Here is a 12,128-nt window from a genome sequence, read left to right as displayed (position 1 = left end):
GAATTCCGCCAGGGATCTCTTTTACCCAGGACTCTCTATTCAGGAGCAAGGCCATGACCGACAAGAGTCAACAGTTTGCCAGCGACAACTATTCCGGCATTTGCCCCGAAGCCTGGGCCGCCATGGAAGAAGCCAACCAGGGTCACCAACGTGCCTACGGCGACGATGAGTGGACCCACCGCGCGGCGGACGATTTCCGGGCCTTGTTCGAAACCGACTGCGAAGTGTTCTTCGCGTTCAACGGCACGGCGGCCAACTCCCTGGCCCTGTCCTCGCTGTGCCAGAGTTATCACAGCGTGATCTGCTCGGAAACCGCCCACGTCGAAACCGACGAATGCGGCGCACCGGAGTTCTTCTCCAACGGCTCCAAGCTGCTGCTGGCACGTACCGAAAACGGCAAGCTGACCCCCGAGGCGATCCGCGAGATCGCCCTCAAGCGCCAGGACATCCACTACCCCAAGCCTCGGGTCGTCACCCTGACCCAAGCCACGGAAGTCGGCAGCGTCTACACGCCGGATGAAATCCGCGCCATCAGCGTCACCTGCAAGGAACTGGGGCTGAACCTGCACATGGACGGCGCGCGCTTTTCCAACGCCTGCGCCTTCCTCGGCTGCTCGCCGGCGGACCTGACCTGGAAGGTCGGCGTGGACGTGTTGTGCTTTGGCGGCACCAAAAACGGCATGGCGGTGGGGGAAGCGATCCTGTTCTTCAACCATGACCTGGCCGTGGACTTCGACTACCGCTGCAAACAGGCCGGGCAACTGGCGTCGAAAATGCGCTTCCTTTCCGCACCTTGGGTAGGCCTGCTGCAAAACGACGCCTGGCTCAAACACGCCCGCCACGCCAACCACTGCGCCCAATTGCTGGCAGAGCTGGTCAGCGACATTCCCGGCGTGGAACTGATGTTCCCGGTCCAGGCCAACGGCGTGTTCCTGCAACTGTCGGAACCGGCCATCGCCGCACTGAGCGCCAAGGGCTGGCGCTTCTACACCTTCATCGGCAAGGGCGGCGCACGGTTCATGTGCTCGTGGGATACCGAGGAGGCACGGGTGCGGGAATTGGCGACGGATATTCGGGAAGTGATGGCCGGCTAAGTAAAGACTCATTCAAGACCGGGCCCGACCACTGTTGGGCCGGGGACATGATTAACCTGTGGCGAGGGGATTTATCCCCTCGCCACAGGAGCTTATCACCCGCCAGAGAGAACGGATCAGAACTCGATCCGCACATCCCCCTTCGGCACGCTGCAGCACGACAGGATGTAGCCCTCGGCCTCGTCGTCCTCGGTGATCCCGCCGTTGTGATCCATCTCCACCTCCCCGCCCAGCTTCAACACTTTGCAGGTGCCGCAGATGCCCATGCCGCAGGCCTTGGGGATCATCATGCCAAGCTTGGCGGCGGCGGCATGCACGGTTTCGCCCGGGCCCACGCGGATGCTCTTGCCAGAGGAGGTGAATTCCACCAGGTGCAGGTCCGCCGCATCGACTTCCGGCGCGTCGGCCGCCTGTTCGGCCTGTTCCACGGCGTCGGCGCGGGCTTCCGGCGGCGTGGCACCGAAGGATTCCTCGTGGTAACGCTTCATGTCGTAGCCAGCCGCTTCCAGCAGGCGCTTGACCGCGGTCATGTACGGGGTCGGGCCGCAACAGAACACTTCGCGCTCGAGGAAGTCGGGCACCATCAATTCCAGCATCTTGTGGTTCAGGTAACCGCGATACCCGGCCCAAGGCTCGCCCAGGCCATGCTTTTCACAGATCAGGTGCAGGCTGAAGTTGTCGATCCGCGACGCCATGTGTTCCAGCTCGCGGTGGTAGATGATGTCCTTGGGCGACCGGGCGCTGTGGATGAAGGTCATGTCGACATTGGCGTTGGTGTCGTAGAACCAGCGGGCCATGGACATGCACGGCGTGATCCCCACGCCACCGCTCAAGTACAGGACTTTCGGGCTCGGGAAATCGATGGCGTTGAACAACCCCACCGGCCCGTGCACCGCCAGCTCCTGGCCTTCATGCAAAGTATCGTGCAACCAGTTGGACACCTTGCCCCCCGGCACGCGCTTGATAGTGACCGAGAAGCTATAGGGCACCGACGGCGAACTGGAGATGGTGTAGGAGCGCATGATCGGCTGGCCTTCGATTTCCAGCTCCAGGGTGACGAATTGCCCCGGCTTGAAAAAGAACATGATCGGCTGATCGGCCATGAAGCAGAAGGTGCGCACATCCCAGGTTTCCTGGATGACTTTGACGCAACGTACGATATGTCGGCCATTGGCCCAGGTCTGGGTAGTGACCGGGTTCAGGAAGTTATTGGACATGCTGATCTCCACGGCCGACTGTCGGCCTTCATGATGGCGATTGTGCGCAGGCGTCTGGGTGACCATTTACCTATCTGCGACATTCACATACTTATCGCGACCAGCCCTTAACTACCGGGGCTTGCGCGTCGGGAACAGATTGGGCCATGTCGCCCATGGATAAGGTTCGGCCCCTGCGCGGCCCCACACTCGCCCCAACAGACAAACAATATTTTTTACCTTGCGTAGCACAACCGATCAGCCACTTTCGCGGCCACGTAGAGGGCCTTGAGGATAAAACGATGGACGTCACCACTACCCTGAGCCTGGGCGATCCGCTGGAACCCGCACGCAAGGCCACCGCGCAAATGCTGCAAGAGCGCGAGCGCACCTTCTCGCTGCCACAACCGTTCTACAGCGATGAGCGCCTGTTCGATATCGATATGCAGGAAATCTTCCAGAAGGAATGGTTGATCGCCGGCATGACCTGCGAGATCCCGACCAAGGGCAACTACCTGACCCTGCAAGTCGGCAAGAACCCCATCATCGTGATTCGCGGCGCCGACGGCGTGGTGCATGCGTTCCATAACGTCTGCCGTCACCGTGGCTCGCGGTTGTGCACCAGTGAAAAGGGCAAGGTCGCCAAACTGGTCTGCCACTACCACCAGTGGACCTACGAGCTGGACGGTCGCCTGCTGTTCGCCGGCACCGAGATGGGCGCCGACTTCGACATGAAGCAGTACGGCCTCAAGCCTGTGAACGTGAAGACCGCGGGCGGCTATATCTTCATCAGCCTGGCCGAGAATCCGCCGGCCATCGATGATTTCCTGTCGACGCTGAACCATTACATGGAACCGTACGACATGGAAAACACCAAGGTGGCGGTGCAAACCACCTTGATGGAAAAGGCCAACTGGAAGCTGGTGCTGGAAAACAACCGCGAGTGCTACCACTGCGGCGGTTCGCACCCGGAACTGCTCAAGACCCTGCTGGAATGGGACGACGTTACCGACCCACGCGCCGATCAGGCCTTCAAGGACCACGTGGCCGCCTCCGCCGCCGCCTGGGAAGCCGAGAAGATCCCTTACGCCCACGCCAGTTTCGGCCTGCGCAACCGCATCGTGCGCATGCCGCTGCTCAAGGGCACCGTGTCGATGACCATGGACGGCAAGCAAGGCTGCGCCAAGCTGATGGGCCGCATCAAGAACCCGGACCTGGGCTCGATGCGCATCCTGCACCTGCCGCACTCGTGGAACCACTGCATGGGCGACCACATCATCGTGTTCACCGTGTGGCCGATCAGCGCCCAGGAAACCATGGTCACCACCAAGTGGCTGGTGCACAAGGACGCGGTCGAAGGCGTGGACTACGACGTGGCGCGCATGCGTGAAGTCTGGGACGCCACCAACGACCAGGACCGTCGCCTGGCCGAAGAAAACCAGCGCGGCATCAACTCCACCGCCTACCAGCCTGGGCCGTACTCCAAGACCTACGAGTTCGGCGTGGTGAACTTCGTGGACTGGTACAGCGAGCGCATGCTCAACAACCTCGGGGCTGAACCGGCGCCGTACCTCAAGGGCGTTCCGGTCCAGGGCTAAAACCAGACGCTTCGGTTGGAGATCGTTCCCACGCTCCGCGTGGGAATGCAGCCCGGGACGCTCTGCGTCCCGAAAGCCGAACGCGGAGCGTCCGTTGAGGCATTCCCACGCAGAGCGTGGGAACGATCGTCAGTGAGAAGACCACCGCACACTGCCATCCTCCCCATAAAACGTCTCTTCGATGTTCTCTCCCACCAGCCGCACCTTCACGTACCCATTCAGCACCCGCTCCGGATACGCCTCATCCCCCGCCAACTGAGTCTCCGACCACAGCACCCGGGCATGCCCGTTCAGCTCGCTGGTGGTGCCATAGGGAATCGCCCCGTGCCCGGCGCAACGCGCATGCAGCCCGCCCTGGGTGGCGTAGCAGATGCCGTTATGCAAATGGCCCCAATACCAGTAGTCCGGCTCACGCCCCAGGGCATCGCACACCGGTTGGTAGAGGGCGGTCTTGTTGTGCCCGGAAATATCGAAGCCCTGATGATGACTGAGCACCATCACCTTCTTGCGCTTGGGCAGGGTTTTCATCCACTCGATCTGCTGGGTGTTGAGGGTGCCGTCCATGTACAGGTTCATCGCGTCCGAGGCGTAGGCACTGTCCAGGCCAACCACCAGCCAGTCGTCGTTGTACAAGGCAAAATAGCTGGTGCCTTGCTGCACCGGAAAACGCTTGGCCAGCTCCTTGAAGTAACCGTGGGCACCGCTGTACATCTCGTGATTGGAGTTGAGGGTGAACGAGCCGTGCTTGCCCTGGGGCCAGCCGACCATATCGACGTCTTCCTGGGAATGGGTGCCGGCGTAATACACATCACCCAGATGGATGGTGAAGTCAGCCTGGGCCAGTTGCATCTGATTGGCCACGGCCACCGCCGGCGCGTGGCTGTCGAACGGCCCGGTGCCCCAGTCGCCTGCGATGGCCAGCACCACATCGCTGTCCATTTTCACCAGCGCCGGGTTGGTGGCGAACGGCGCATGATGCCGCAAGTTCTCGATCCATTTGAGCAACGCCTCGCTCCACAGCAGGTCCAGCAGCTCCCATTTGCGGCAGCCGAGCAAGGTGCCGTCCTTGAGCACCCGGGTCGGCAGTTCGTCTTCGCTTTGCGGCAACGGCGTAGGATTGCCGATCTTCAGGATCGACAGGCCGTGGGCCAGCTCCCAGGGTACGGCCGGCTCGTCATCCGGGAGGTCGCCATGCTCGATGACGTGCCGCGCCTGGTCGTGCCCGCGCTGCAACAGTTTGACGATGGCCTGAAACTCCTCGGGCTCCAGGTCGTTGACGAGTTTCTTCCAGGACATCTCCAGCCGCGTGACCAACCCGTGCAGGCGGACTTTGACCTTGTCGAACTCATGTTCCCAATGGTGCAGTAATGACATGTGAACGCTCCTTCGCAATGCCCTGGGCTACAGGGTCTTCATGAATTCGATCAGGGCCCGTTTGTCGACGTCCGACAGCTGCGTGCCATACAGGTGGCCGCCGTTGTGGTTGCCTTCCAGGCGGGTGTCGTATTTGAAATCCGCCGATGCTTTCATCTGCGCGCCGCGGGTGACGAAGCCGACCTTCTCCTGGTCATAAATGTCGGAGCCGGTGTAGAACACCTGCGGACGCTGTTCCGGTGGTTGCAGCAAATCCCACAGGGTCGGCACCGAGCCGTTGTGCAGGTACGGCGCCCGCAGCCAAATGCCGTCGGTGGGGGTGTTGCTGTAGCTCTGGGTCTTGCGGTAGGCGTTGAAGTCGAACGGCGGTGTCTTGAAGCCGTGGAACGCCGTCACCAGGCCCGTGGTGAAGGAATTCAGGCGATGGGGATCAGTGCCCAACTGGTCGATGTGGGTGGTGACCTGGCCGGTGTCGCTGCGGCCGAAATCATGGCAGCCCGCGCAGTTTTTCTCCCAGATCGGTTGGCCCTGGGCGACTTTCGCCGAGTCCAGGGCGAACGGCCAGGCCGGTGCCTTGTGCCCCAGCAGCCAGTTGGTCACCCGGTTGAAACTCGGCGGCAGCACCGATTCCGGCGTCGCGCCCACGGCCATGGCCGCTGCGTAGTTGCGCTCGTGGATCTGGTTGTTATTGCCGTCCCAATGCAGGTACATGGACTCCCGGGGTTTCTGGTTCCAGACCTGTGGCAGATCCACGGTGCCGATGGTGGAGTCATCCGGGAAGCCGAACACCACCATTTTGGTCGGGTTGAAGGTATCGGTCCGCCCAGGCCCCTGGGCCGGACGCAGCTTCTGCCAGGCATAGGCCTGCTTCTGCTTGAGCAGCGCACTCTTGGCCATCGGGATGATCAAGTAACGGTTGTACAGTTTTTCGAAAAAACCCAACTGGAACTTGCCATTGATCGCCGCCATCACCGCCTCGGGGGTGAATTTCGGGTCGCTGGCGCAATCGTAGGCGAACCACTGGAAAGCTTGCAGTTGCAGGGTATTGGCCGGCGCGGCGGCGACCGGCACTGCCACGTCAGTGGCATTGGCCCGGTAGGAGCCGGTGTGGCACAGGGCGCAATTGGGCTCGACCGTGGGGTAACCGAGTTGCCGCTTGGCCATGCCGATGGGCAGGTCTTTGCCGTTTTCATAGAGAAACCCGAACACTTCGTAGCCGCCGGGCTTGGGCAGTTTTTCCGGGCACATTTGCGGCAGCACGGCGAACAGGTAGTAGGGAATCCGCGCCTCGATGCCCAGGCCGATGGCGGCGTATTTGTAATGGTCTTCGTCGGAGGCGAAGTCCGGCTGCGGCACCTCCCGGATCATTTGGTACCAGGTCTGGTAACCAATGAAACCCAGCAACACGACCACCACCAACATGCCGACCTTGAACCCGTGGCTCTGCCAGCGCAGCGCCCAGCCGGCGCGCCATTCCCGCCAACCGGCGCACAGTAGGGCCAGCGGACGATTGGCCACCGGACTGCCCAGGTACAGCAGCACGCCCAGGATCAGGAACATGCTCAGGTCGCCCATCAACATCGGCACAAACAATTGGCCCTGGTCATTGGTGTTGATCAGGTAGATCCAGAACACCACCGCCACCAGCCGCGACAGCACGCACAACCACGAATGCACCACGAAACGCGGCGCGTTGAACCCCGAGGGCATGTAGAACAGGCTGATCCCCACCAGCAACATGCCGGCGTTCTCCAGCCAGGGATCGGACAATACAGGTGGCAGGCCGATCATGGACGTCAGCAACGCCGGCGCGAACAACGCCGGAATCGCGAAGAACATGTTCATGACAATCCCGACCCAAATGATGCGTTGGAACCAGCGGATGTAAGCGTTCATGGCATTTCCCCAGATCGTTCCCACGCTCTGCGTGGGCATGCATCCCGTGACGCTCTGCGTCACAACAGCGGACGCAGAGCGTCCATGGCGGCATTCCCACGCGGAGCGTGGGAACGATCAGCTAGCCGAGGGCGGTCTTCTCCAAGTGCCCAAGAATGAGCGGATACACATCCACCACCGCATCCTTGCCGAACATGCAGTCGATGTGACCGTACCCTGGCACTTCGTGGCGACTGAACAACTGAGGGCCATGCATCTCGCACAGTCGCTCGTAGGTCTTGAGGGTGCTTTGCGGCAGGTAGCACTGGTTGTCGGCGCCGCTGATGAAGCAGATCGGCAACTTCAACCGATCGAAATGCGGCATGTAGACGTCGTTGCCCTTGAAGTCCACCAGGTGCCCCTTGCGCACGATCAGCGCCAGGTGCTCGAAGGTCTGGATGTTCGACTCGCCGAACAACTCATGCAGGTTGTCGTGCAGGGTTTCGTTGAGGGTGTCGTGGCGGTACAGCGACGCATACATGAACGTGATGCGATGGCAGACCGGGTTGGTGCAATAGCCCTGGGCCTCGATCCGGGCATAGCCATTGAGGGCCTTGTCGTAGAGTTTGTTGAACCAGCTTTCCTTGGTGTCGGCGTAGGCCGTGAGGGACTTGATGCCGATGGCATCGAGCATCCCCGGCAGGTGTAGACCGGCCTTCAGACCGGTGGCGGTGGCGACCACCGTGTCGGCGGCGATCTGCGAGCAAACCACCGAGCGCACGCCCTGCAGCCCCGCCAGCATCGACATGAAGAACGTCGTCGCGCCGTAGCAATGCACCACGCATTGCACGTCACGGGCCAGGGTCGCTTGCTGGATCTGCTCGATGGCCGCCTTGAAATCGTACTGGGCCACTTGGTCGCCGTTCCATTCATGCTTGCTGGCCGGCAGCAGGATGCTCACCCGCAAGTCCAGGAGCCAGACGTCGTACTCGTGCTTGCACAGGTACTCCAGCAAGTTGGTATGGATGGTGTCGGTGGAGAAGATGTTCGAGCCCACGCCCAAGCCATGGACCAACATCACCGGACCTTTGGTGCCGGCCTGATAGCGGGTCAGGCGCAGCTCGACATTGTCTTCGGTCTGGAAGAAATGCACGGCCGGCGCCGGCGCATCCAACGGCCGTTTCAACCGGGGCGGCGCGTCCGGGTTGAAATAGACGTCGCCGGCGAAGACACCGCCGTAGCTCTCCCACAGGATACCGGCAAAGAACTTGCCGAATCGCGCCAATGCCTCCACGCGCTCACGCTCGTTGCGCGCGTTGAGCACTTTCATGGTGGTCATCTGCTTGGCGAAGTCGGCCGGCAGGATGTGCATCACGCCGCAGCCAATCACTGCGCCGGTCTTGTCCGGCCCGCGATAGAGCGTGACATAGAGCGTGCTGGTGTCGTGCCAGATATTCAGCACACCGTTGTCCTCGGGCACGGTCTTGAAGGCGCTGAAGTAATAGTCGCTGCCGTCCTCGGCGGTCAGCTTCATGTCGTAGTTCATGTGCCGTACGCCGACCTGTTCCTGGTACTGCTCGAACAGGTTGAACACCCCATTGCTGGCCACCAGCGGTTGCGGTGAGAGCAGCGGTGCATCGAGGGTGCCCACCAGGGTTGCGGCGTGTTCCGGCTCCTTGATCAAACGGTTGAGGTCGGCGGCGGTGATGGTCAGGGTGAATTCGATGGGCGAGTTGTCGGCCTTGCCGCGCTTGGCCGCCGCTTCGTACAGGCTCAGATCGGTGCCCTGGGCCTGAGTGAAGGCCGTGGAGAAGTAGCCCTTCATGGTTTCGGTGAACTGCACGCCGAGTGTCGGCGGCGCCACCGCTTTGCGCGGGGCCGAGGGCAGCGTGTAGTCGATGATCCAGCCACGGTCGGCCGCCAGCAGCCCCATGTTGCGCTCACTTACCGCCGAGATGGTCAGCAGCGGATTGACCGCCAGGGACGTGGGGATCACCGCACCGTCGGTCACGTACAGGCCCGGGTAGACATCGGTGCCGCTGGCGCCACTGAACACCTGGCCCTTGTGGTTGACCACCCCTTGGGTGGCGTCCTCGCCCATCACGCAACCGCCCAGGGGATGGACCGAGACGATGCTGTGCTTGAGCAGCTTGGTCCAGATCGGGTTCTCGACCCAGATCCCGCCCAGGGCCTTGGTGCTCTGGTGCAGCCGCTCGTTGCCGAGGGTGACGTTCTCCTGTTCGCCGACGCCGGGCCAGTCGATGCGCAACTGGTCCTTGTTGTCGAGCAGCATGCGGCCCTTGGCGTTGTCATGGCTCATGATCAAGTAGGTCTGCATGTTGTGCAGCGCGCCGTAATACGGCCCACGCAGGAAGCTCTCGGCCTCCCGGCCCTTGTACTTGAGGCTGGCACCGAAACCGGTGTCGGTGGCCACGCCGATCATTTCGGCAAACGCCGCCATGCTCGGTACCATGGCCCGGCCGAGGGCGCCGGGAATCGAACCTTCCTCGATGACCATGCGGCTGCGCCAGTCGCCTTCGGTGCGCATGTCGATGACTGAGGTGATGCACGGCCCCACCGGCTCCAGCTCCTTGGCCGGATGGGCGCCGAAACCGATGCCATTGATGACCTGATCGCAGTTGTGGCCGAACCCGAGGATGTCGCCATTGCCGCTCATGTGCTCGCCCAGTTGGCTGGACATGGCCAGGCCCTTGTCCCGCGAGCGCAACATGATTTCGGTGGAGCCCAGGGTGCCGGCGGACACCACCACGATATCGGCCCGCACGAATAACGTGGGTGCCGAGAACAGCTCGCGGCCGCTGTCCAGGTATTGGAAGTGCACGATCCAGCCGTCGCCGTCGCGCTCCAGGTGCCGCACCTCGGCCTGGCAGAAAATCTCCGCACCGTGGTTCCAGGCATCCGGCAGGTAATTCATCAACGTGGTGTTCTTGGCCTTGTTGTTACAGCCCGACACGCAATCGCCACAGCCATTGCAGGGCAACTGTTCGACGCCGACGTGGTTGAGGTTGTTGGGCAGCTTGTCGAAGGTCACGTTGATCGGCGGCTTGTAGAAATGCGCGCCTTGCTTGAGGTAATCGGCCGACTTCTTGTGGGCGTCGAGCTTGGGCAGGTTCGGTTCCGAAGCCGGGTAAGGGTTGGGCTTGAGCATCTCCCGGGCCCGGGCGTAGCCGTCCTTGAGCAGCGTGTCGCGGTGCTCCCGGACCGCCAGGGGCCAGCGCGGGTCGTCGAACACGCCAGGCTCAGGCTCCAGCGCAACGTTGGCATTGATCAGCGACGTGCCACCCAGGCCGCAACCGACCACCACGTTCTGCTGGGCGTTGACATGCAGATCGAACAGCCCGGTACGCGAGCCGATGTGTCCGTCCGGGTCATGGACCTGCAATTCCTCGGTGGCCGCGAGCAGGGTGTTGGGGTATTCGCCGGGCTGGATCTCCCGGCCACGCTCCAGCAGGCACACCTTGCGTCCGGCCCGGGACAGGCGCGAGGCAGCAATGCCGCCACCGTAGCCGGAACCGATGACGATGACGTCGTAGTGCTCCTGGATATCACTGATGGGGGTTGAGATCCGTGTCATGTTCAAGTCCTCTCAGGCAGAAGGGGCAACTCTGCGGTTGCCTGCAAATCGACAGGCGCACGAACGCCTGGCCACTGTCCCGTGCAGGGGCCAGCGGCAGTCAGCGGTGCTACAGGGGGGAAAACCGGACGCTATAGACGTGCACGCTGATTGGCGGCGCGACGGTGGATGCGTTTGTGCAGCGAAGCAGGCGGTGCCGGGACGCAGGTCGGCAGGGGGAGCGGGTGCGAGCGGGGGTGCTTGCTATCCATCATGTGTTCTCCCTGAACCTGATGTGGATAAAGTGCGATGTCCTTGTGCCATGGAAGTGAAGACAGCCGACAGACCTGCGTCAAGGTTGGGCCTTAGAACTGTATGAAATTTGATCTATCGCGTTTTGCGCTATGCCGGCCGTGGCCTGCAGCGTTTGGCGAACAAGTTATCCACATGGCCACCCACAGCAAATGGGGACAAGTGTGCGTAGGCCACGCATTTTCTCCATGGCAAAGTGAATAAAAACCGTGACTTATGGACCATGACGGTTTTACTGGCCTATCGGTTGTTTTTTGACCAAATCTCTATAAGCCCCGATAAGCATGGGCTGTGGCGGTGAGCAAACACCTTATCCACAGAAGCGCCAACAGTGTTTGGGGGTAATTTTGACGATTCTGTGGAAAACCCCTTGGACGGCTTGTAAATCGCGGTTTTCCGGAAGTTTTCCTGATAAAAAACACCAATCGATCACTTTATGATCAATCCGCTGAACACCCCGTCCCGTATGGCTTGCAGCGTTGAGCGAACATCTTATCCACAGAAGCGCCAACAGAGATTGGGGGCAAGTTCGCCTGAGAGGAGTCGTTATTCACAACAAAAAGCCAATAAAAACCGTGGGTTAGCCTGGCTACTTTTTGATCGCAGGCCGGCAGGGCCTGATTTGCATGGGGTGCAGCGAGGGGCGAACAGGTTATCCACAGAGGCGCGCACAGGGATTGTGGGTAAACACATGCCCCTGTGGGAGCGAGCTTGCTCGCGATGGCGGTGCGTCAGTCAACATCGATGCCACTGATCTACCGCTATCGCGAGCAAGCTCGCTTGTATGGTAGGACTTGAAGGGAGGAGGAGGGACAAAGCTCGATTCTGACTGTTAGCCGCAGTACAGACCGTGGGAGATTTCACCCCTCCTCCTTTCACCCAAGCGCCGATAAAGAATGCATCTGGCCTAGACCGACGATAGGAACAAGCCTGCGCCTCTGGGTGAACCCTTCAAGTGTTCAAACCTTAGCCCGGAGGATTTTCAATGGCAATGCCGGTTTCTGTCGCAAAGCCGATCGTGGGTGTTGATGTCGCCAAAGATGAGTTGGTGATTTATCACGCAGAAACAGATCGACTGGAAGCGATCCCCAACACCAAGGCAGCG

The 12,128-nt window shown here is 61.2% G+C and carries 6 protein-coding genes and 1 pseudogene; 3 read left to right on the top strand and 4 right to left on the bottom strand.

Annotated elements, in window-relative coordinates; translation table 11 throughout:
* Nucleotides 1–53: 53 nt before the first annotated feature.
* Nucleotides 54–1,094, top strand: coding sequence for a threonine aldolase family protein (locus BLP82_RS15395; protein WP_092169442.1), 1,041 nt, complete (start codon nucleotides 54–56; stop codon nucleotides 1,092–1,094).
* Nucleotides 1,095–1,210: 116 nt separating this feature from the next.
* On the opposite strand, the gene gbcB is transcribed toward BLP82_RS15395, so the two are convergent.
* Complete coding sequence (gene gbcB / locus BLP82_RS15390) at nucleotides 1,211–2,311, bottom strand: glycine-betaine demethylase subunit GbcB (RefSeq protein ID WP_060743118.1); 1,101 nt, start codon at nucleotides 2,309–2,311, stop codon at nucleotides 1,211–1,213.
* A 281-nt stretch (nucleotides 2,312–2,592) separates the two neighbouring features.
* Here gbcB and gbcA point away from each other — a divergent pair, with 281 nt between their 5' ends.
* Complete coding sequence (gbcA, locus tag BLP82_RS15380; protein ID WP_092169437.1) at nucleotides 2,593–3,888, top strand: glycine-betaine demethylase subunit GbcA; 1,296 nt, start codon at nucleotides 2,593–2,595, stop codon at nucleotides 3,886–3,888.
* A 129-nt stretch (nucleotides 3,889–4,017) separates the two neighbouring features.
* Here the strand turns inward: gbcA and BLP82_RS15375 are convergent, their stop codons facing one another.
* From BLP82_RS15375 to BLP82_RS15365, 3 genes are all read right to left on the bottom strand, one after another.
* A complete protein-coding gene (locus BLP82_RS15375; RefSeq protein WP_092169434.1) occupies nucleotides 4,018–5,262 on the bottom strand; it encodes a metallophosphoesterase family protein in 1,245 nt (414 codons plus the stop codon).
* A 27-nt stretch (nucleotides 5,263–5,289) separates the two neighbouring features.
* Entirely contained in the window at nucleotides 5,290–7,158 is a 1,869-nt protein-coding gene (locus BLP82_RS15370; protein ID WP_092169429.1) for a c-type cytochrome, read from the bottom strand.
* Nucleotides 7,159–7,279: 121 nt separating this feature from the next.
* Entirely contained in the window at nucleotides 7,280–10,732 is a 3,453-nt protein-coding gene (locus tag BLP82_RS15365) for a GMC oxidoreductase (protein ID WP_092169426.1), read from the bottom strand.
* Between the two features lie 1,276 nt (nucleotides 10,733–12,008).
* On the opposite strand from BLP82_RS15365, the pseudogene BLP82_RS31645 reads away from it, so the two are divergent.
* A pseudogene (locus BLP82_RS31645) lies at nucleotides 12,009–12,128 on the top strand (IS110 family transposase); the annotation flags it as partial.

It is taken from the genome of Pseudomonas sp. NFACC37-1, assembly GCF_900101575.1.
GTDB classification, from domain to species: Bacteria; Pseudomonadota; Gammaproteobacteria; order Pseudomonadales; family Pseudomonadaceae; genus Aquipseudomonas; species Aquipseudomonas fluorescens_AA.
This window is presented reverse-complemented; position numbering and strand designations above follow the sequence as displayed.

What these genes read in the sequence shown, in the direction of transcription:
- gbcB (WP_060743118.1), bottom strand. Translation starts at nt 2,311, where the DNA reads ATGTCCAATAACTTCCTGAACCCGGTCACTACCCAGACCTGGGCCAAT.
- BLP82_RS15375 (WP_092169434.1), bottom strand. Translation starts at nt 5,262, where the DNA reads ATGTCATTACTGCACCATTGGGAACATGAGTTCGACAAGGTCAAAGTC.
- BLP82_RS15395 (WP_092169442.1), top strand. Translation starts at nt 54, where the DNA reads ATGACCGACAAGAGTCAACAGTTTGCCAGCGACAACTATTCCGGCATT.
- BLP82_RS15365 (WP_092169426.1), bottom strand. Translation starts at nt 10,732, where the DNA reads ATGACACGGATCTCAACCCCCATCAGTGATATCCAGGAGCACTACGAC.
- gbcA (WP_092169437.1), top strand. Translation starts at nt 2,593, where the DNA reads ATGGACGTCACCACTACCCTGAGCCTGGGCGATCCGCTGGAACCCGCA.
- BLP82_RS15370 (WP_092169429.1), bottom strand. Translation starts at nt 7,158, where the DNA reads ATGAACGCTTACATCCGCTGGTTCCAACGCATCATTTGGGTCGGGATT.